The 17,616-nt window shown below is 45.1% G+C and carries 16 protein-coding genes; 12 read left to right on the top strand and 4 right to left on the bottom strand.

The annotated features are described in order from the left end of the window. The first annotated feature begins 201 nt into the window (after nucleotides 1-201). Both HQM11_03705 and HQM11_03700 read left to right on the top strand, forming a co-directional pair. Nucleotides 202-1,239, top strand: coding sequence for a rod shape-determining protein (locus HQM11_03705; GenBank protein MBF0350106.1), 1,038 nt, complete (start codon nucleotides 202-204; stop codon nucleotides 1,237-1,239). Further along, nucleotides 1,232-1,666 carry a hypothetical protein gene (locus HQM11_03700; protein MBF0350105.1) on the top strand — a complete coding sequence of 145 codons (435 nt, stop codon included), beginning with the start codon at nucleotides 1,232-1,234 and terminating at the stop codon, nucleotides 1,664-1,666. The genes HQM11_03705 and HQM11_03700 overlap by 8 nt, the downstream gene beginning before the upstream one ends. A gap of 335 nt (nucleotides 1,667-2,001) precedes the next feature. Here HQM11_03700 and HQM11_03695 read toward each other — a convergent pair whose 3' ends face one another. Further along, nucleotides 2,002-2,625, bottom strand: a complete 624-nt coding sequence (locus HQM11_03695) for a cation transporter (GenBank protein ID MBF0350104.1) — start codon at nucleotides 2,623-2,625, stop codon at nucleotides 2,002-2,004. Between the two features lie 269 nt (nucleotides 2,626-2,894). Between HQM11_03695 and HQM11_03690 the strand changes: the two genes are divergently transcribed. The 3 genes from HQM11_03690 to dmeF are packed head-to-tail and all read left to right on the top strand — an operon-like array spanning nucleotide 2,895 to nucleotide 6,599. Then, on the top strand, nucleotides 2,895-4,895 hold the full coding sequence (locus tag HQM11_03690) for a ferrous iron transporter B (GenBank protein ID MBF0350103.1): 2,001 nt from the start codon (nucleotides 2,895-2,897) through the stop codon (nucleotides 4,893-4,895). A gap of 17 nt (nucleotides 4,896-4,912) precedes the next feature. Then, nucleotides 4,913-5,581: a metal-dependent transcriptional regulator gene (locus HQM11_03685; GenBank protein MBF0350102.1), complete on the top strand. Its 669-nt coding sequence runs from the start codon at nucleotides 4,913-4,915 to the stop codon at nucleotides 5,579-5,581. A gap of 37 nt (nucleotides 5,582-5,618) precedes the next feature. Continuing rightward, nucleotides 5,619-6,599, top strand: coding sequence for a CDF family Co(II)/Ni(II) efflux transporter DmeF (gene dmeF, locus HQM11_03680; GenBank protein ID MBF0350101.1), 981 nt, complete (start codon nucleotides 5,619-5,621; stop codon nucleotides 6,597-6,599). Between the two features lie 362 nt (nucleotides 6,600-6,961). Here dmeF and nth read toward each other — a convergent pair whose 3' ends face one another. Together nth and HQM11_03670 are read right to left on the bottom strand one after the other, a co-directional pair. Beyond that, nucleotides 6,962-7,588, bottom strand: coding sequence for an endonuclease III (gene nth / locus HQM11_03675; GenBank protein MBF0350100.1), 627 nt, complete (start codon nucleotides 7,586-7,588; stop codon nucleotides 6,962-6,964). Then, on the bottom strand, nucleotides 7,585-8,979 hold the full coding sequence (locus HQM11_03670; protein ID MBF0350099.1) for an aspartate kinase: 1,395 nt from the start codon (nucleotides 8,977-8,979) through the stop codon (nucleotides 7,585-7,587). Before HQM11_03670 ends, nth begins: the two co-directional genes overlap by 4 nt. Nucleotides 8,980-9,067: 88 nt before the next feature. Here HQM11_03670 and HQM11_03665 point away from each other — a divergent pair, with 88 nt between their 5' ends. From HQM11_03665 to HQM11_03640, 6 genes are all read left to right on the top strand, one after another. Beyond that, a complete protein-coding gene (locus HQM11_03665; GenBank protein ID MBF0350098.1) occupies nucleotides 9,068-9,679 on the top strand; it encodes a dephospho-CoA kinase in 612 nt (203 codons plus the stop codon). 7 nt (nucleotides 9,680-9,686) lie between these two features. Further along, complete coding sequence (locus HQM11_03660) at nucleotides 9,687-10,598, top strand: hypothetical protein (GenBank protein MBF0350097.1); 912 nt, start codon at nucleotides 9,687-9,689, stop codon at nucleotides 10,596-10,598. A 58-nt stretch (nucleotides 10,599-10,656) separates the two neighbouring features. Then, a complete protein-coding gene (locus HQM11_03655) occupies nucleotides 10,657-12,399 on the top strand; it encodes an amidohydrolase family protein (protein ID MBF0350096.1) in 1,743 nt (580 codons plus the stop codon). Nucleotides 12,400-12,726: 327 nt separating this feature from the next. Continuing rightward, entirely contained in the window at nucleotides 12,727-14,061 is a 1,335-nt protein-coding gene (gene egtB, locus HQM11_03650; protein MBF0350095.1) for an ergothioneine biosynthesis protein EgtB, read from the top strand. Nucleotides 14,062-14,063: 2 nt separating this feature from the next. Continuing rightward, nucleotides 14,064-14,816 carry a putative 4-mercaptohistidine N1-methyltransferase gene (locus HQM11_03645; GenBank protein MBF0350094.1) on the top strand — a complete coding sequence of 251 codons (753 nt, stop codon included), beginning with the start codon at nucleotides 14,064-14,066 and terminating at the stop codon, nucleotides 14,814-14,816. Then, nucleotides 14,801-15,799 carry a TIGR04348 family glycosyltransferase gene (locus HQM11_03640; protein MBF0350093.1) on the top strand — a complete coding sequence of 333 codons (999 nt, stop codon included), beginning with the start codon at nucleotides 14,801-14,803 and terminating at the stop codon, nucleotides 15,797-15,799. Before HQM11_03645 ends, HQM11_03640 begins: the two co-directional genes overlap by 16 nt. A 39-nt stretch (nucleotides 15,800-15,838) precedes the next feature. On the opposite strand, the gene HQM11_03635 is transcribed toward HQM11_03640, so the two are convergent. Further along, nucleotides 15,839-16,240, bottom strand: coding sequence for a hypothetical protein (locus tag HQM11_03635; GenBank protein ID MBF0350092.1), 402 nt, complete (start codon nucleotides 16,238-16,240; stop codon nucleotides 15,839-15,841). Nucleotides 16,241-16,591: 351 nt separating this feature from the next. On the opposite strand from HQM11_03635, the gene HQM11_03630 reads away from it, so the two are divergent. After that, nucleotides 16,592-17,497, top strand: a complete 906-nt coding sequence (locus HQM11_03630; GenBank protein ID MBF0350091.1) for an EcsC family protein — start codon at nucleotides 16,592-16,594, stop codon at nucleotides 17,495-17,497. Nucleotides 17,498-17,616: the final 119 nt, after the last annotated feature.

The raw sequence follows: 17,616 nt of genomic DNA, 5'->3' as shown, positions 1-17,616 counted from the left end.
AACAATAAAACAAAAAAGGAGCCCCTGAAACGTGAAGCAACTCATGAAAAAGAATCAACGAAATCATCCGTTGAATCACCAGCCGCACCGCAAAAACCCTCACACGGGAGCTTGCTCCGTAAAGTTGAGGAACTGGCACAAAACATCCAGGCCGCTAAAAAAATAATGACCACTGATTCAAAACAACCTGGGGGTTCCGCGATGAATAAAGATTCAAGCAATCAACTGAGAATCGGCATTGAACTGGGTACATCAAAAACCGCGGTTCAATCCAATAGAGGCGCAAAAGCCATGTTTCCTTCAGTCGTGGGTTATCCGAAGGATCTTATTGGAGCTCAGTTGTTGAATGGAACAAAAGCGATTGGCGAAGAGGCTCTTTCGAAACAATCATCGCTTGATATCCATTATCCACTGGAAGCTGGTGTGATCAAAGCAACAGAAATGGATTCTGCCAGATTAATTCTTGAGCATGCGGTGAAGCTGGCACAACCCGGGGAACACGACGACATTTCCCTTGTCATTGGTGTCCCCGCAAGAACATCATTCAACCACAAGGAAGATCTCCTCAAACTGGCCCGGGATTTGGCAGGGACAACACTTGTTGTTTCTGAGCCATTCATGGTGGCCTATGGATTAGGGAAATTGAATCATGCGATTGTGATCGATATTGGTGCCGGCACGACGGATATCTGTGTTTTGACAGGAAAAATTCCTGAAGACGAGGAGCAATTAACGATTGCCCAGGGAGGGGATTATATTGATCACATATTAAAAAAATTGATTTCAGAACACTTTCCCGAAGTTCAAATTTCAAAAAAACAGGTACAATCGATCAAAGAGCAGCATGCCTTTGTCGGTAAACCCGAAAAATCGGTGATTGTGACGTTAAGGGTAGCGGGGAAACCTCAACAGTTTGACCTTACCAGAGAAATCAGAACAGCCTGTGAAACCTTGATCGAACCGATCCTGGATTGTATGGAAACACTGCTACAACGGATTGATCCGGAAGATCAGGATGATACCTTGAATAACATCTATCTTTCAGGACGTTGTTCCAGGATAAAAGGGCTGGATAAAGTTTTGCAGGAACATCTGAGGGATTATGGGTCGGTCTATGTGACAGGTGTTGAAGATCCTGATTTTGCGGGATGTCATGGAGCTTTGAAAATTGCGATGGAGGTTCCAGTTGAAAACTGGAATGAATTAGGCGAAGTCATTGAAGGAGGAGTTAATGCATAAAAAATTCAAAAAATTGCCGGAAAATTCAAAAATGAATAGAAAACTGATTGCTGTTTCTACAGTGGGGAAAAACGCTCAGCGGCAGGAAAAAATTGAAACTGTGCCAATTGTCATTACACAAAAAACGCATAAAACAAATGAGCTTGAACAAGCAAAACCAATCGTCATCACAGAAGAAACCTTTAAGCGGAAACGTAAGCAGATTCCAGTCTCTTCCTTAGGTTTCTCCCTTAAAAAGATGACTCAGGTCGATGAAGAATTCAAAATTGAGTGGACCAGCCCCGATTATAAAAAAGTTGAACTGTTGTGGGGCTTGTTTACACATGAAAAAGGAGAGCGTAAAACCTTTCTTATCAGAGGAAAACAAGGGTTTTGCCAAACGGTCCTCAGGGATTTGGAGGCCAAAGGACATGTTCATTTCGTATAAAACCCATCATCGCCTCAGGCCTCTGGATTTTTAAGCAGAGGCGCCCCTTTCATTAATGGCCCGGATTTTATCTTCCAAATAAATCAATGTCACAACCCGAAATACCTTGCTGAAGAACTGAGACACTTTTGTGAAAAAAATGTATCCAAAATAGATTGTCGCAATAACAATTATTATTTCCGAAATCATAAACCCCTGCCTTTCAAGTTGTTTCATTTGGAGATGTGTCGTCTCCTGTTAATAAAAAATTACCTTATGAAGTGAATAATCTTCTTATATACGAATTAAATTACTTTTCAAGAGGTAATTTTTATATTTATAGTCCAAATAAAACATCATGCATTTTGGCTTTCGGGGACTACAGCCAGGGCTTCTTTAATGACATGAAACGAAGTTTGTAAAAAGAGGGTCGCAATTCCAAGCCCCACAACAATATCGGGCCACTGTTCGTGAGTCAGCCAAACACCCACCCCGGAAGCTAAAACTGATACATTGGCAATGATATCATTTCGGGAGCAAAGCCAAACAGAACGCATGTTGATGTCTTCAGATCTATGTTGCCACAAAAGGAACAGACAATAAGCATTTGCGACCAGAGCTAGAAGACCAATCGCACCAACGGTTTCATAGGTTGGAACGGTTGGATACAAAATCTTGTAGACGGCTTCTCCCAACACAAACACTCCGAAGCTGGCCATGATCCCGCCTTTCAATAGCGAGGCTTTTGCTTTCCACAGCATTGATCGGTTGACCACATACAAGCTGAAACCATAGGTAATGGCATCACCCAACATGTCCAATGAATCGGCAAGGAGGGCTGTCGAATGAGCCATGATTCCCGCGGTCATTTCCACCAGAAACATGGTTGCGTTGATGATCAATACCCATTTTAAAGTTCCATATTGCCGCTCTCTGAGTTTTTCAATTTCGCATCCCGCGTTACTGCAACAATCGCCCATAATGTTCCTTTTATTGAAGTGTCATGTTGTCCAAAAAACAAATTACCAAAGCTCTGGCAATTCTCAAATTTCTCAATTTAACCAATTGACTTTGCACAATATTAACCATATACGAAATGACCAATTTGCTATTGGTGAGCATTAGTTTTCCCCTACACAATAGCAAGATAATTTGTGCTTTGGAACGTTGAACGTATCACCTGTAAAGTTCTGGCGAACACACGTTTCCGCAAGCCAGTCAATCCGTTGAACCCCTGAGTTTGTGATTTATGACTAAATGTAAAAAATGCCATTCTGATCAACACGATGCCTGCGAAACGTCGACCCTGGCTGCGTCTAACGCGGTCATCATTGGAAACATGAATGTTGGTAAATCAACCTTGTTTTCCAGACTGTCTGGTTCTCAGAATTTGAGTGTTAACATTCCCGGAACAACCGTTTCAGTGTCGAGGGGGCAGATAAAAGGTCTGGACAGTTCCATTTATGACACGCCGGGCATTTATTCTCTTTTTTCGCAAAATGAAGATGAACGCGCCTCACGAGATGTGTTCTTAATGCCTGGAATTGAAGACCATCAGCCTTGCATCATATTGTTAGCAGACGCTAAAAAATTGAAACAATCACTGGCCCTCACATTACAGTATGCGGAGTATGGTCTGCCGATGGTGTTTGTAGTGAACATGGTGGATGAAGCACCCTCGAGAGGCATTTCGATCAATTATCACAAACTTTCAGAAAAATTAGGGATACCTGTTTTCACCACCATTGCCCGGGAAGGCATCGGAGTTCCGGAATTAGTCGCAGGATTAGGACACGCCAGAAAACCGAAGGCTTTACTCCACTATTCCGATAAGGTTGAACAGTACCTGGAGTTGGTAGAAAAACTGCTATCGCCGCAACAACTGTCATCCCGTGCGATTGGCCTGCTTCTGCTGTCAGGAGACATCGGGATTGAAACCTATGTTGAACGAAAATACGGATCCGGAATGCTACTACAGTTACAACAGTTGGCTGAAGAATACCGGCAAGAATCCCCAACCACCTTTGAAATTCCCCTCAGTAACCTTTACAACAAAGAAGCAACAAAACTTGCTGAAGAGGTGCAAACCAAAGAACCCCCTTCAGAAAATCCCTTGGTTTTACGCTTTGGTGACTGGTGTACCCAGCTCAGCACTGGTATTCCCATTGCGTTTGGGGTGGTGACCCTGATGTATTATTTTGTGGGGGCGTTTGGCGCGACGTTTCTGGTGGATACCATCAATGGCACCCTGTTTGATGGATTCCTGATCCCCTGGACAACACAACTTGTTTCTTACCTTCCCAGTGAATTTTTCAGAGATATGCTGGTTGACCCGGATTTTGGCGTGTTGCCCACAGGGGTTTTTCTGGCGTTAGGGTTGGTATTGCCCGTCATATTCTGCTTTTACATCGCCTTCGGGATTTTGGAAGATTCCGGATATTTACCTCGTATTGCCATTTTGCTGGATCGCATTTTCAGAAAAATGGGACTCAACGGTAAGGGCGTCATTCCATTAACCATGGGTTTTTCCTGTGTCACCATGGCAATCCTGACAACCCGAGTCCTGAATACCGATAAAGAAAAGAACATTGCTTCTTTTTTACTTTTTCTCTGTATGCCCTGTGCCCCATTGATCGCGGTGATGTTTATTATTCTGGACAGCCTGCCGGTCTCAGCGACAATTACAGTGTTTTTCTTCATTTTTTCACAACTGATTTTCGCGGGGATGGTGGCCAATAAAATCATGGTTGGCGGCAGCAGTTCCATGGTGTTTGAAATACCAACCATGCGTGTTCCCAAATTGATGGATGTAGTCAAGATGTCAGCCATCAAAACTTATTTTTTCATGAAAGAAGCCGTCCCGGTTTTCATATTTGCCGCGATTGTTGTTTTTCTGTTTCAGCGATTTGGGGGATTGAGATTTGTTGAGACAGCCTTTGGGCCAATGATCGACAGTGCTTTGGGGTTGCCTGAGCAAAGTATCCAGGTTTTTATCAAAACAATGATTCGTAGAGAAAGTGGTGCCGCTGAGCTTGAACACCTGCGAGGACTTTATACCAACCTTCAGTTGGTTGTGAATCTGTTACTGATGATTTTTCTGGCTCCTTGCATCAACGCGATCATTGTTCTGTTCAAGGAAAGAGGTAACCGCGCCGCCTCTACGATTATGATTGCTGTCGTGGCGTATGCCATTATCCTGTGTAGTATCGTGAATCATGTTTGCCGTTGGCTGGGCGTAACGTTTGTCTAAAAAAAAGGAGTTTCTTAATGACTGAGATGCAATTGAGAATCAATGAGCGACAGGAAGAAGTCCTGGAAGCCATTTGGTGTGCGGGAGAAAATAAAAAATATTCTTTAACCGACATTCAAAAAAAATGTTCCACAGACATCATTGCTGAGGATCTGTTAGCCTTAGAACAACAAGGCATGATTGTGAAGACGACCGACAAGGTGGTTTTTTCGAGCAAGGGAAAAGAACACGCGGAGGCCATTATCCGACGGCACCGGCTGGCGGAAGTGCTGGTTACCAGCATCCTGAAACTGAAAAAAACGGAAATGGAAAGAATCGCATGCCAGGTTGAACACAGTCTGCTTCCTGAAGTCGAAGAATCCATTTGTACCCTGCTGGGACATCCCGAAGTTTGCCCTGATGGAAGGCCGATCCCCCAAGGCCCCTGCTGTAAAAATGGTCATCGGACTGTCAATAAAACCGTGACACCGTTGAATGAACTTGAGCCAGGTGAGCAAGGGAAAATTACCTACATCAAACCCGGAAGTCACTCGAATTGGCACCAGTTGATGTCTTTTGGACTCATGCCGGGTGTGGTGGTCGCGATGCATCGTAAAAAACCCGCTTTCTGTATCAAGTTTGAACAAATGGAACTGGCGCTGGACGAAGAAATTGTCAAAAATATCTTTGTCTGGAAAATTGGATAATTTTTCATTGATGAACCCCTGTTGAAGGATGAGAAAAATGCACACTCAAACGCTTGAAAAATGGCAGCACTCCCATGATTTTGCATCCATCCAGGAACAGGGAGAAAAAAGAACGAAACAGGTTCTGTTCCTGACCGCCACGACCATGGTTCTTGAAATCACCGCCGGTATCGCTTTTGGCTCCATGGCACTGTTGGCAGATGGGTGGCATATGGGCACCCATGCGGCCGCGTTTTCGATCACCATCTTCGCCTATCAATATGCGGCCAGGAACGCTCAAAATCCCCAATTTACTTTTGGAAGCGGAAAAGTCAGCGTCCTTGGCGGATTTGCCAGCGCTGTCGCCCTGGCAGTTGTCGCCCTGATCATGGCAATCGAATCGGTGCAACGTCTATTCACGCCTCAGGAGATCCATTTCAATGAAGCCATCGGAGTCGCTTTTTTTGGTCTGTTGATCAATCTCTTCAGCGCCTTTCTGTTGCGGGGACACCATGGCCATCATGAACACGGGCACCACCACCACCACGATCATGATGCCCACCACCATGACGATGACGATGACCATGACCACCACGACCACAATCTCAAGGCCGCATACCTCCATGTGCTTGCGGATATGATGACCTCCCTGCTGGCGATGATCGCTCTGTTGTTCGCAAAATACCTTGGCTGGAACTGGCTGGATCCCGTCATCGGAATCGCCGGTGCCGGCGTTATCACCGTTTGGGCTGTTGGATTGTTGAAAGAAACAAGCCCCATCCTGTTGGACAGCACTATGGAAGAAGGTCAAAAAATTGAAATAAAAAAGACAATTGAGGCGGACTCGGATAACCGGATTTCTGATCTGCATTTATGGAAAGTAGGGCCTGAACACTGCGGATCGATCATCTCGCTTGTCACCCATTTTCCCAAACAGCCTGAGTATTATAAATCACTATTGAGTCACATGAAAAATTTGTCCCATCTGACTGTTGAGGTCTACACTTGTTTTGATGATCCTTGTATCAAGAATGAGTAGACAGTTTTCCGCGATATCCGGCACAGCGTCTTCGGAGGGAAGCATTGAACGCTTCGACATGATTGGCATGAATTTGCTGGGAATCCAGGTTCTGTTGGGTCTGAGGATGCTCTGGTTACAGATTTCAAACAGTAAATTGCCACAACGTCGCTCTCCGTCCGTTAACAGGGACAAATCTCCTGTTTTTCGGATCATTTGTTTGAGTTTTTTCTTTGCTTTCTTGAATAGTTTCCGATCTTTGCGGCCACATTCCAGGGCCCACAAAAAGTGCGAAGATCGTTCCCTCAGGACCAACGTCCAACCCAGAGATTCCACGGGGAGCGTGTTTTTTCCAATTTTAGTATACAGTTCATCCCCTTCGATCAAATCTCATGATGTTCACATTCCAGCGAAACAGCGCAGGTGTCACATGTGGGATTTCTGGCTTTGCAGACATAACGTCCGTGAAGGATCAGGTAATGGTGGGCATCTTGTTTCCAGCGTTCGGGAACAAACTTCATCAGGTTTTCTTCTACCTCCAGCGGCGTTTTTCCGGGGGCCAGTCCGGTTCGGTTTGAGACCCTGAAAACATGGGTGTCCACCGCGATCACTGGTACATGAAACGCTGTGTTCAGAATCACGTTGGCTGTTTTTCGACCCACACCGGGAAGGGCTTCCAAGGCGTCACGGTCTGCCGGCACTTCTCCCTGATGTTTTTCTACAAGAATCCGGCAGGTTTTTATAATATTTCGGGCCTTGGTTTTTGCCAATCCAATGGTTTTTATTTTTTCCAGAAGGGCGTGTTCGCCTGCCTCTGCCATCAAAGCCGGTGTTGGAAAACTCGCAAAGAGCGCTGGCGTGACCTGATTGACGGACTTGTCTGTTGCCTGGGCACTCAACATGACAGCGACCAGCAATTCAAAATGATTGTTATGAACCAATTCCGTGGTCGGATCTGGAATGGCTTCGCTCAGTTTTATGAATAGCTGGTCAATCTGTTGTTGTTTCATCCGTTATTTTCCAGAAATGTCTTATGGATCACATTCAACGCTTTCTCAGCATCTTCCTGACGGATGACACAGGAAATATTGATTTCAGACGCGCCCTGGGAAATCATTTCAATATTGATGTTATGTTGCGCCAGCGCCGTGAACATTTTACCAGCCGTTCCGGGAACATATTTCATGCGTTCGCCCACCAGACTTAGAATAGCTTTGTTCCTGGAAATCGTAACATCGGCCAGTCCCTCCAGATCCCTGATCACCTCTTCCAGATGGTCCGCGTCATCTAAAGTGCAGGAGATATTGACTTCGGAAGTCGCGATCAGATCCACGATCACTCCGAATTTCTGAAAAGTGCTGAACACTTTGGACATGAATCCTGACGCATGCAGCATCCGGTTGGAGTGAATGTTGATAATCACTACGTCTTTTTTTGTGGTCACAGCGACAGCGGTTTGTTTCTGGTTCGTCTGTGCAACAGTTTGAGAAGACGGTAAAATAACGGTTCCCGGTTTTTCAGGCGTGAAGGTGTTTTTGATTCGAATCGGCACAGACGCTTCAATAGCCCGTTCCATGGTGAAGGGATGCAACACTTCCGAACCGAAATAGGTCAATTCAGCAGCCTCTGCCGGAGTGATGTAATCCAGAACTGTGGCGGTGGGTACTTTTCTGGGATCCGCGGTGAAGATTCCATCCACTTCTTTCCAGATTTGTAATTCCTCAGCCTTGAGTTCCGCGGCGATCAGTGCGGCTGTCAGGTCTGAATAGCCACGTCCGATACTGGCAACGATGCCACCATAAACAAAACCAAAAAAACCTGTGACAATGGCTACAGTTTTCCGATTTTCGGGAAGATGTTCTACAATCAGTTTCTGCAGATCTCTGTAATAGCTTTTATCCAGCACGTTGCGGGTTCCCGGTAAAATCTCGGAAAGATCAACATACACCGCATCCACATTCTGATCTCTCAACACCCCTGACATCAGCCTGGCAGACAGCCGTTCGCCGGTTCCGACAATCACGTCATGCGATCTGGGTGAAATTTCCCGAATCACATGGATCGCTTCGAGAAAAGACTTGAGAGATCGAAGTTCATGATGAATATATTCCTTGATTTCTTCGCGGATCATCGGATTTTTGATGGATTGTGTCAATGCCGTCAAATGGGTGTCTTCAATCAGATCAATCACCTTGGAAAAATCTCCGCCCTGAATGGCAAGTTGTCCTGCCTGCAATAACCGGTTGGTGGTTCCTTCCGCTTTGGTATAACTGCTCAGCGCTGAAACTACCACAACCAGATCCCGGGAGGTGATGGTATTTTTGATAATTCCCGCGACATTCTTCAATCGGTCACTGTTTCCCAGACTGGTTCCTCCAAATTTTTGAACAACGATACTCATGGTCTCTCTCATAACAGGTTTATCATAAAAAAATTCAGCGCATTATGCTGTTGCTTTATTAAAATTCAAGTCGGCTGATAAAAACAATATGCTCCCTCATCCCTCAAGCCCTAAAATTATTGGCATCACAGGAAGTATCGCCTCAGGCAAGAGCGCGGTTACACAATATTTAAAACAAAAAAATCTGCCTGTCATTGACGCGGACCAGTTGGGACATCGGGTATTGCACCCCGAACACGAAGGCTACAGAAAAATAGTAGCAATATTTGGGCCGGATATCTTGAATGAAGACCAGACCATCAACCGCAAGGCACTTGGAAATGTAGTGTTTGCCGATCCGGAAAAACTGAAACAGCTCAATGCTATTTCCCGTCCGCAGATTGCCCGGATGTTTGCTGAAGAAATAAAACAACTTTCCGGGCAGAAAATTGTTTTTCTTGAAGCCGCGATACTGATTGAAGCCGGATGGCATAAGTCCTGTCATGAAGTGTGGGTGGTGACCACGGATGAGAATCATGCCATTAGACGTCTGGTTGACTATAAGAATTATACTGAAGATCAGGCAAGAGCCCGCTTGCAGGCTCAGCTAACCCATGAAGAACGGAAGGCTTACGCTCATTGTGTGATTACCAACAATGGCTCACTGGAAGAACTTCATGATCAGGTGGAACAGGCGCTTCAGCCATTGACGCAATCTTGAGAATGCCATGAAACTTTCTACGTGCTTCATCATCGACAGTTTTGACAATCAGCCGATTTCGCTGTTTTGGAAACAGCACCAGTCGCTGTTTGAAGAACACTGTGTGCCTCTCACCTTTGTGTGCACAACACCTCAACTGTCGATTGCTGACCTGACGTCCCAGATGATCTCTGACGGGTGGAAAAAAATCATTTATCTGGGCAATTCTCTCACCATGTTCCATGCGCTGAACGCATTGATGAAATGCCCTGATGAGTTGCGGCAAAACCTGAGTCCGGGATTCTGGCCCTTGAGTCATTTTGAAATTTTTGGCTCTTTGATCCGTCCGCAATCCCTGAATCATGCCATGCAGGTTTTCAAGGCAGGCCATACTTTTACCTTTGATCTGGCTCGTGCTGATTATGAATATCGTTCCAGAGAAACAATCTATTTCTGGAAAGATGCCCTGATCACAATTCCAGAGGGGGAACGCCGGTTTTCAGTTTGCCTGGACCATCAACCACTACCCGATCGGACTTATTGCCACAAAGTGTATTTGCATCCCACGTCACTGAATTCCATGAGCATGACACTGAATGAAATCCACAATGACAGCAGATTACGCCTGCAACCTGCAAAAAACGGATTAAAAAACTGGAAACCCTGGTTGGAATCCTTATACAAAAAGCGGCCGAAAACAGTGGGGAACTCTGAAGAAGTGATGGCTGAATCACTGATCAACCCGTTGGAGTTTTCCATTCTGGATTTTCATACCAAAGCACAAAAAGTATCTGTCAGCATTGTGAGACATGCCCTGCCGGTGATCATTCCCCTTGCGACAGAGCGTTCTTCCGAAGCAGTAAACGGAACACTCCGTTCTCTCAATGCGGGAAAAATAGTGCCAACCCCCACATCCTCCTCATCACTGCGTGAAGAATGAGTATTCTTTGAAGCGATCTTCATGCACTATTCCTTGAACCCTGGTGGAAATACCCTTTATGGAATTTGATATCATTCTGGAAAATGGACTCATTCATGACGGCAGTGGGAAAGCACCTTATGTCGCTGATGTTGGCATACGTGATGACCGGATCGTGGATATTGGCGATTTACGGCATGCCGAAGCGGCACAACGCATCAACACCGGCGGAAATGTCGTGTGTCCCGGATTCATTGATGTGCACAGCCATGCGGATCTGGTAATTCACATGCCGCATCATCCGGATATTCTTGAACCGCTTTTGCGTCAGGGAATCACGACCTTCGTGGGTGGCAATTGCGGAATGGGAATGGCTCCTCTGTCAAAAAATCATGTTGCTGCCGCCTTCACCTACATGGAAGCGATGATCAGTCAGGATGCCAATTCGTTCATCCGTTGGGAAAAATTCGGGGAGTTTATTCAGGCCCTGGATGCGGATGGTGGACTTGCCCTGAACTGCGGTTTGCTGGTTCCTCATGGAATGTTGCGGATTGCCGCGCAGGGATTAAAAAATGAACTGCCATCTCCTGACGCCATGAAGACCATGCGCTATGACCTCGAAGAAGGACTGGAAGCCGGAGCACTGGGAATGAGCACGGGACTCATGTATTTCCCGGGGGTCTCTTCCGACGAACAGGAGTTGGAAAACCTGGCTGAAATTCTGGTACGCAATGACGCGGTTTTCACCAGTCATTTGAGAAGCTATTCCAACACATTGCCCCAAGCCATTGAAGAAGTGCTTGAGATCAGCCGGAAAACCAATGTCAAAGTCCAGATTTCGCATTTTTTCTGGTTGCCGCATGTCAGTCAAATGGTTGATGCTGTCACCAATTCCGCCGCTCGGGCCATGGCGCAGTTGTATAAAAAAGTTAAAGTTCCGCTACCACTTGATCTGCCGCTCAAAAAACAATTGAAGACCATCACCCGTGAAATTGCCCGGGGACTTCCCCTTGGCATTGACGCCATGCCGACCGGAACAGGATTCACGCATGCCCTGGCGTTTTTTCCTCCGTGGGTGCTCACCGGAGATCAGCAAAAAGTGCTACAACGCATTGCGGACAAGGATATTCGCCGGATCATCTACCGTGCCATTCGTAGTGGAAAATCAGAATGGCCTCATCGTGAGGGAAACACATGGTCCATGAATTTTTTCAAGGTGATGGGATTTAAGTCCATATTTTTAATGAGTGTGGTGAGTGCACAGAACAAACAATATGAAGGCAAACATTTTGTACAGATCGGCAAGGAACGGGGACAACATCCGTTTGATGCCATTTGTGACATTCTGGTTGAAGAAGACGGAAATGTGCTGGTCTTTGAAACCCCGACTTTTCCCGGCGATGAATTCACAGAACGGAGCGTCTATGCGGCCATTCAGGATCCCAACGTGTCCATTGTCACAGATACCATCCTGATGGGCTTCGGGAAACCCAGCCATTTGTTTTATGACACCTATCCCAAAATTCTTTCAAAATATGTCAGGGATGAAAAATTACTGACTCTGCCTGAAGCGATCCGGAAATCGACCAGTTTGCCCGCCAGACAACTTGGCATCAAAAAACGGGGCCTGGTCAGAAAAGGATATTATGCCGATCTGGTGGTGTTTGATCCTGCAACCATCCGCAGTAACAGCACCCCTGAAGTTCCGAATCAATATCCGTCAGGAATTGAGTATGTTCTCGTCAATGGAAAAGTCGCGGTGACACCAGCCGGTTTTTCCAAAAATACGCATTCAGGCAGAGTGGTCAAACGTTGGGATTAGAGCCGTCATTACAACCATTGAAATTGATTCTGGCAATTATTTTCCACCTGTGCAGGTGGTTTGAAAATGAGCCGCTAAGAACGCTAAGAACACGAATAAAAAGGTTTTTATATAAATGAAGACCTCAGTAAAACCCTGATTTTCAAGTTTTCTGGTGCATATTCCCTTTTTTACTTTGTGTTCTTTGTGTACTTCGTGGCAAAAAAGTACCTGCACAGGTGAAAATAATTTGGTCGGAGGGGCACCTTTCAATAAGACTGAATTTTAGTTTTCAGTTTGCCCTGCTCAAATTGCTGTTCAACCCTGTCTTTTAATTCTGGAAATCTGATGGATGATAAAAAAATATTACTGAATGCCTTTGAGCAAACTTTAGAAAGAACACGTTCATTGCTGGACACACTGACGGCACAACAACGGAATGTTCCCTATCATCAGGGAATCAATCCACCTGTCTGGGAATTGGGACATTCCGCGTTTTTTTATGAGGTGTTTATTTTACGCGCACTGGATCATAACCCGCCATTGATGCCCGGGTTTGATAATATCTGGGATTCTTTTGACATTGATCATGAAGATCGATGGATCCCGGGATTGATTCCTTCTCGTGAAACCACAATGTCATACATGGCCGCGGTGTATGAACTCATTCGGAACAGAATTGACCAGAAACCCTTGACGCCGAAAGATCTCTATCTTTATAAATACGCGATTTTTCATCAGAACATGCATATCGAATCCTTGATCTGGTGTCGTCAAACATTGGGATATCCCAAACCGGATTTTTCACAAAATTCTGCTGTTGAATTCCGTTTTGAAACATCAGCAGGAGACACCGAAATCCCCGGAGGCGCCTATCACATTGGTATGCCTGCCGAGCATAAGGATTTTGCCATGGAGTACTTTGCCTTTGATAACGAAAAACCGGGCTTCATTCATCATCTTGAACCGTTCCGCATCTCAAAAACACTGGTCTCCAATCAGCAATATCAGGAGTTTGTCGAAGACAGAGGCTATGAACGTGAAGATCTCTGGAGTTGGGGTGGAAAAAAATGGCTTCAAACCAGACTGAATTCCCCACTCCAGGTGCAGGGTGCGGATATAAAAGTTCCTCATCCTGTCTACTGGAAAAAACAGGAGGGGCGCTGGTGGGAAAAACATTTTGACCAGTGGCTTCCGCTGGAACCTGATTATCCAGTCAGACATGTCAGTTATTGGGAGGCTGAAGCCTGGTGCCAATGGGCCGGTAGACGACTGCCCACCGAATTTGAATGGGAAGCCGCCGCACTGGACAACAGGGAGGCGCCTGCATTTCGCCGATATCCCTGGGGAAATATCATGGATGAAACCAACGTGGATATGGACGCAACCCGGTTGGCAAGACTTCCTGTTTATGCCCTGAATACCAGCCCAAGTCCATTTGGTTGCATTCAGATGATTGGAACTGTCTGGGAATGGACTTCCTCTCAATTCTTACCCTATAACGGTTTCAGTGTGGATATGTATCCCTTCATGTCCACGTTACAGTTCGGTTATCATAAAGTGACCCGTGGAGGCTCCTGTGCGACGTCCTCATCGCTCATTCGGGGCACTTATCGGCAAGCCTATCTTCCTCACCGCAATGATGTTTTTGTGGGATTCCGAACCTGTGCCAGAGAGTCATGAATATGTCTGATTCTGATCAGGTCTATGAAACCTCAGAAACGCTTTCCATGTATCTCGAATTTCATTATGGACCATCCTGTTTGAATGTAGATAATTTTCCTCAACGATGTGTGTCTTATGCACGGAAATATGTTGCTAACGCGGATAAGGGACTTGCGCTTGATCTGGGATGTGCGGTGGGACGTTCCTGCTTTGAGTTGGCTCGTGATTTTAAACATGTAACGGGTGTTGATCTTTCGTGTTCCTTCATTAACACCTGCAAAACCCTGCAAAAAACAGGAACGTTTTCATGGAGTGTTCAGGAGGAAGGTTTGTTGCGGTCACAGCGTTCGATCAACCTTGAAAATCTTGGATTATTTCAAAATAGCGCGGAAATTGATTTCGTTCAGGCAGATGTACAGTTTCTGGAGTTTTTACCGAAAAATTATAATCTGGTTCTTGCCTGTAACCTGATTGACCGGCTTTCGTCTCCAGCGAAGTTTCTTCAACAAATCCAACAACGTCTGGTTTCAGGAGGCATTTTATTCATAACAACCCCCTGCACCTGGCTGGAAGAATTCACTCCACGTGACAAATGGCTTGGAGGTTTTCATGAGGATGGACGATTTTTCAATACGTTCGAGGCGATGTCCCGAATTTTTGAATCATCTTTTCAATTGCTGGCACCACCTGAGCCGCTGGAATTTGTCATACGAGAAACCAGTCGAAAATTTCAACATACTTTTTCAGAGATGACGGTATGGAAAAAGCGCTGAAGGTATTGATCGTCACACCGGCTTCCGCGGGTTCCCGCAAAGGCAACAGGATCACAACGCTCCGCTGGGGCAGAATCCTGCGGGAACTGGGATGCCGGGTTGCGATCTCAGAGCGTTATGAACGGCAATCGTGTGATGTGCTGATTGCCTTGCACGCTTTAAAAAGTCATGAATCCATCCTTAAATTTCAAACCCTGCGTGGAGGTCGTCCGCTTATTCTGGTCTTGACTGGAACCGATCTGCATCATGACATTCACCATTCCGCTGAAGCCAGGCTCTCAATGGAATGGGCTGAACGGATCGTGGTGTTGCATGAATTGGGAATTCCGGCGCTCTCTCCTGAAAATCAGGTCAAAACACGATTGATTTATCAGTCTTGCATCCCCTTGACGCAACAGCCTGTAAAAAACCGTGAGTGGTTTGACATTTGTGTGGTGGGGCACATGAGGGCAGTCAAAGATCCCTTCAGAACAGCGGACGCTTCAAGACTGGTGGCACAGGATATTCCCTTGAGAATTCTTCATGCGGGTGAACCTCTTTCCGCGGACATGGAACAGCGATTGTTTAAGGAAACACAAGAAAATCCCCGCTATCAATGGCTCGGCAATTTACAATCATGGAAAACCCGTCGGTTGATAGCCAAAAGTCAGGCAATGGTGATCTCTTCCTTGATGGAGGGAGGCGCTAATGTGGTGTCGGAAGCATGTGTTCTAGGCACTCCTGTGCTGGCATCCCGCATTGATGGAAATATTGGTTTGCTGGGATCGGATTATCAGGGATATTTCCCCGCACAGGATACGAAGGCTCTGGCCGTTCTGATGGAAAAAATATTCAGGCAACCTGATTTCCTGCAAAACTTGAGAGAACATGTCACCCGCCGGAGTGCATTGTTCACACCCGAAAATGAAAAAAACGCCCTAAAAAATCTCTTGAATGAAGTATACTTCAAACGGGTAAAAAGTTCATTTTTCTCATATTTTTAAAATTCCATGATAACAATGAGTTAATCTTTTTTGAATGGTTTATAGGAGCCTGCTCAATACAGTCATTAATCGCATGAGAAACATCATCAAAATGGTCATAGTATTTGGAATATAAACATTGAATTTGGTTTCATCGAGGTTTTTACCAGGAAAACAACCTGCTTTGCGATAATCAAAGCCTTCTCGATGGAGAAATTCTCTCACTTGAGAGGGACTCCGTTTAATTCCTGTGAGTTCCTCGATTTTTTCCTGGGCTTCTCCACTGGTACGGGGAGGATTATTTTGAAAATAAGTTTTTATATCAGTGGTATGATGATTGAGTTTACTGGGTTGCCCACGCCCTCCAAATTGTTTAAGCCTTGATAATCCACCCGTTTGATACAAATTCAACCATTTACTTAAACTTTTTGTCACTAATTTGACATAATCGACAAATTTCACGGTGAGAAAGATTTTTACTTTTTAGATAGATGGCCTCTATCCTTTGTTGAACTCGGGGATGGGGATAATGGTACCTTTCATATTGAAGTTCTTGAATGTCTTTTTTGCTGAATGCGATAGATATCATAATACTCTCGATGAAGAAGTGGGGTAATTTTTGTCTTCTTCGAGAATACACAAAAAATGAATTTTTCACCCGTTCAAAGTATACGTTTTCTGAAACGACTTAGGGTGTGCCCTCATAAATAAAGCAATATTTTTTACCCGATTTGAGGTGGGTTGTATTTAGCAACCGTTTATGACCAAATCAGTGAATATGACAGTAAACTATTGATTATCAGGAGGTTTATTATGGAAAAGACTGAAAAAAATAAGGGCAATATGCGTAAACAAGTTCCTGTGAGATCCATAGGGGATTTGTTTACTAGAAAGGATAAAAACAAAGATGGCCTGATGATTCGTTCTCTGGAATGGACCTATGCCTTCGCGTTAGAACCTGGAGTGAGCGGATTAAAGTCTGCTGACGATTTAGCCCAAAAATATCTTCAAGGAAATGGAAGCTTAGACCAAAAAATAAATGACCTGATTCTTGCTGAAGATGCCAAAGCCGGTTTTTCAGGCTTTGCGACGGGGTTCGGGGGATTGATTACCTTGCCTATAATGATTTCACTCAACATTGTGAGTGTGTTATTCATTCAAGTCAGAATGATTATTGCCATTGCCCTTATGGCAGGCTTTGATGTTAATGATGAAAAAATAAAAATGCTGATTTTTGCGTGCCTGTTTGATGCCGTGGAAGAACAGGGGGGCGAGGAACCTGAAGAGAAATCTGGAATCACCCTTGAAAACAAAGGGACCGAACTAATAGCTATAGATCTTGCGATTGAACTGGGTCTCACAGGACTTGATCAAGGTGTGAGGTTGGGAGTGAACGAAGGGACAAGACTAGGATTGAAAGAAGGGACAAGACTAGGATTGAAAGAAGGGACAAGACTAGGATTGAAAGAAGGTCTAAAACAATCTGTGAGTCAAGGGGCCAGGCATGGAATGAAGTTCATCAATCAAGATCCCCTGAAAACAACACAAATGACTGTGGGAGGCAATATCGCAACACAAATGGGCAATCGAACAGCGGCGAATTATTCGTCATTGATCCCCGTTCTTGGTGGAATTATCGGCGGTACCATTGACACCTTTTTCACGCACCATATCGGAAAAATCGCAAAAAAAACATTTTTGAGAAAAAAGAGAGACTAAATGCAGAATGCTGGTGATCCTTCCCTGAATATTTTCTATCACCAAAGAGTCGCGTTTTTTCAGGAAAAGAACACAGGCTAAGGATTTTTAGCCAGAACATGAGCGATTACTATAGATTT

The sequence above is a fragment of the SAR324 cluster bacterium genome (assembly GCA_015232315.1).
Classification (GTDB): domain Bacteria; phylum SAR324; class SAR324; order SAR324; family NAC60-12; genus JADFZZ01.
Note: the sequence above shows the minus strand (reverse complement) of the source record. Positions and strands in the feature narration are given on the sequence as shown.

Coding starts and splice junctions, on each gene's coding strand:
- HQM11_03705 (MBF0350106.1), top strand. CDS start 202: ATGAATAAAGATTCAAGCAATCAACTGAGAATCGGCATTGAACTGGGT.
- HQM11_03700 (MBF0350105.1), top strand. CDS start 1,232: ATGCATAAAAAATTCAAAAAATTGCCGGAAAATTCAAAAATGAATAGA.
- HQM11_03695 (MBF0350104.1), bottom strand. CDS start 2,625: ATGGGCGATTGTTGCAGTAACGCGGGATGCGAAATTGAAAAACTCAGA.
- HQM11_03690 (MBF0350103.1), top strand. CDS start 2,895: ATGACTAAATGTAAAAAATGCCATTCTGATCAACACGATGCCTGCGAA.
- HQM11_03685 (MBF0350102.1), top strand. CDS start 4,913: ATGACTGAGATGCAATTGAGAATCAATGAGCGACAGGAAGAAGTCCTG.
- dmeF (MBF0350101.1), top strand. CDS start 5,619: ATGCACACTCAAACGCTTGAAAAATGGCAGCACTCCCATGATTTTGCA.
- nth (MBF0350100.1), bottom strand. CDS start 7,588: ATGAAACAACAACAGATTGACCAGCTATTCATAAAACTGAGCGAAGCC.
- HQM11_03670 (MBF0350099.1), bottom strand. CDS start 8,979: ATGAGTATCGTTGTTCAAAAATTTGGAGGAACCAGTCTGGGAAACAGT.
- HQM11_03665 (MBF0350098.1), top strand. CDS start 9,068: ATGCTCCCTCATCCCTCAAGCCCTAAAATTATTGGCATCACAGGAAGT.
- HQM11_03660 (MBF0350097.1), top strand. CDS start 9,687: ATGAAACTTTCTACGTGCTTCATCATCGACAGTTTTGACAATCAGCCG.
- HQM11_03655 (MBF0350096.1), top strand. CDS start 10,657: ATGGAATTTGATATCATTCTGGAAAATGGACTCATTCATGACGGCAGT.
- egtB (MBF0350095.1), top strand. CDS start 12,727: ATGGATGATAAAAAAATATTACTGAATGCCTTTGAGCAAACTTTAGAA.
- HQM11_03645 (MBF0350094.1), top strand. CDS start 14,064: ATGTCTGATTCTGATCAGGTCTATGAAACCTCAGAAACGCTTTCCATG.
- HQM11_03640 (MBF0350093.1), top strand. CDS start 14,801: ATGGAAAAAGCGCTGAAGGTATTGATCGTCACACCGGCTTCCGCGGGT.
- HQM11_03630 (MBF0350091.1), top strand. CDS start 16,592: ATGGAAAAGACTGAAAAAAATAAGGGCAATATGCGTAAACAAGTTCCT.